At 66.5% G+C, this 2,360-nt stretch carries 2 protein-coding genes; both read left to right on the top strand.

Going from position 1 to position 2,360, the window contains the following annotated elements; translation table 11 throughout:
* Window positions 1-1,298, top strand: a 1,298-nt coding sequence (locus AC6RA4_RS24905) for an AAA family ATPase (protein ID WP_500164919.1), incomplete at its 5' end; no start/stop codon positions are given.
* 208 nt (window positions 1,299-1,506) lie between these two features.
* A partial coding sequence (locus tag AC6RA4_RS24900) for a type VI secretion system protein TssA (protein ID WP_500164917.1) occupies window positions 1,507-2,360 on the top strand: 854 nt, incomplete at its 3' end.

Raw genomic sequence — 2,360 nt, 5'->3', positions numbered from 1 at the left:
CGGTATCGGGATCGATGCCGCAGGCACGCATGAAGGCCATCGTCTCCGAGATCCTCGATCTGCGCGCCCAGCTGCGCAGCGCCGGGGCCAAGCTCGACGAGACCGGCGAAATCGGCGACGCTCCGCCGCCCGAGTGGGACGTGGCCGAAGGCGACGTCGCGGTGGCCGAGGCGCCGGTCGAGGCCGAGCCCGTGACCGAGCGCTTCGACCGCGCTGCCGCGCTCGACGCCTTGCGCGAGCGCATGACAGCGCTGAGCGAGGCGCAGGGCGAGACGCCGCTGATCCTGCCGGCGGTCGACGCCATGGCGGTGGCCGCGGTGGTGCAGGACTGGACCGGCATTCCCATGGGGCGGATGCTGGCGAGCCAGACCGAGCGCGCGCTGTCGCTGGCGAGCAACCTGGCCGAGCGGGTGGTCGGGCAGGATCACGCCATGGAGATGATCGCCAACCGCATCCAGACTTCCGCTGCCGGTCTCAAGGCGCCCGAGAAGCCGGTGGGGGTGTTCCTGCTCTGCGGCCCGTCCGGCGTCGGCAAGACCGAGACCGCGCTGGCGCTGGCCGAGCTGATGTATGGCGGCGAGGACAACCTCATCTCGATCAACATGAGCGAATACCAGGAGGCGCACACGGTCTCGACGCTGAAGGGCGCGCCCCCCGGCTATGTCGGCTATGGCAAGGGCGGGGTGCTGACCGAGGCGGTGCGGCGCAGGCCCTATTCGGTGGTGCTGCTCGACGAGGTGGAAAAGGCCCACCCGGACGTGCACGAGATCTTCTTTCAGGTCTTCGACAAGGGCATGATGGATGACAGCGAAGGGCGGCGGATCGACTTCAAGAACACGCTGATCCTGCTGACCTCGAATGTCGGTTCGGACGAGATCATGCGGCTGACCAAGGACGGCACCGAAGCGGTCGAGGAACAGGTGCTTTCCGATGCGCTGCGCCCGCCGCTGCTCAACGTCTTCCCGGCGGCGCTGCTCGGGCGCGTGGTCACGATCCCCTATTACCCGCTCTCCGACACGATGATCGAGGCCATCGCCGGGCACAAGCTGCGTGGCATCGCCAAACGTCTGGGCGAAGGCTATGGCGCCGAGCTGGTGATGGGCGAGGGCGCAATGCAGGTCATCAAGGACCGCTGCACCGAGATCGAAAGCGGTGGCCGGATGATCGACGCGATCCTGACCAACACGCTGCTGCCCGAGCTGAGCCGGCGGATCCTGTCGTATCAACTGGAGAAGAAGGAGTTGAACAAGGTTACGGTGACCGGCGGGCCCGAGGGGTTCGGCTACGAATTCGAATAGGCGATCGCGCCGGTCTGGCGTGGAGATTGCTGACTCAAGTTGTGCCAACCTGTTGCAACCAAAGGGGGAATCTTGACGTTACGTCGGCGCGGTTTTCGTGCCTGCCGCGTTTTTGGGCATTGAATACCTTACCTTCAAGATCGTTGCCCGAATCGACCGCTTCTGTAACACTTTGTTTCGTTAATTCATTTTTTAGAGGCCATTTCTGATGGAGTTCGTTTCGCTCCTGGCGCCATTGGAGGGCGATCAGCCTTCCGGTGTCGAGTTGAGAAATGATGGGAGGTTCCACGCCATCGAGCGTCTGCTCGAGGCAGCCGACAGCAGCGTTCGCCTTAAGGATGATGGTACGATCAACGAGGCGGCGGCAGCGGTGCCGTGGCAGGAGATCATGGACGAGGGTCGCGGGCTCTCGGCCGACGGTCGCGATCTGCGACTTTTGGTGATCCTCGTGCGGGCCGGTTACGGCACCGAGGGCTTTGACGGGCTGCGCGACGGGCTCGAGCTTCTGACCAGGACGCTGGCCGATTTCTGGGACAGCCTGCACCCGACGCTGCGCGACCGGCCCGATCCCAAGATGGCGGTGCTGCCGCGCTCCAACGCGCTGCGCCAGCTCGAGAATGACGACAACGGGCTCTTGGGCGATCTGCGCTGGGGCTTCGTTCTGACCCCGCGCGGCATCGGCCCGATCAGCGGCGACGACCTCGCGCAGGCGGGGCTGAGCGATTTCGAGATGCTCAACCGCGCTGCCTCCGGGCTCAGCCAGTCAGAGAAGGACGCGCTGGTCTCGAAGCACGGCCAGCGTGTCAACCGGGTGAACGCCGCGACGCGGGCGCTTGCCACCGAGGAGGCCGAGCGCGCCGACGCGATGATCGCGGCGATCGCGGCCTGCGAGGAGGGCATCAAGGCGCTGTGCGCCGCCTTCGATCAGGGCGCCGGGTTGCCCGAGGGGCAGGGGCTGATCCTGCCCGAGCTGCTCGAGTTCCTCGAGCGCTGCCGCAAAAGCCTCGAGGCCGGGCGCGCCGCCGTCGCCGGGGCCGCGGCCCCCGAGACGCCCGCTGCCCC

The organism is Salipiger sp., from assembly GCF_059781815.1.
The sequence above is the reverse complement of the archived record's forward strand: the minus strand, read 5'-3'. Positions and strand labels throughout refer to the sequence as shown.